This window comes from Staphylococcus sp. CoH_129_LAB_1 (assembly GCF_058191515.1).
This window is the reverse complement of record NZ_JBXWKZ010000081.1, coordinates 1-261: the sequence shown is the minus strand read 5'-3', so window position 1 is coordinate 261 and position 261 is coordinate 1. Positions and strand designations below refer to the sequence as shown.

The window sequence follows — 261 nt, the reverse complement described above, 5'->3', positions numbered from 1 at the left end:
GCATGTCCCGCTTCCTCCTCGTCCGCCGCATCGGCCAGCTCCTCGTCGGACTGTTCCTGTACGGCATCGCGATCGCGCTGATGGTCCGCGCGGGGATCGGCGTCTCGCCGTGGGACGTCCTGGCGCAGGGCGTGTCGTACAAGACCGGCATCCCGTTCGGGCTGGTGACCAACCTGGTCGGGCTCGTCGTGCTGGCGTTCTGGATCCCGCTGCGGCAGCGGCCGGGTCTCGGGACCGTGCTGAACGTGCTCCTGGTCGGGC

Annotated in this window: 1 protein-coding gene; it reads left to right on the top strand. The window is 70.1% G+C overall.

All coding sequences use genetic code 11. The features are described from left to right. On the top strand, positions 1-261 hold a 261-nt coding region (locus AC2FB1_RS11205), incomplete at both ends, for a DUF6198 family protein (protein WP_490675284.1).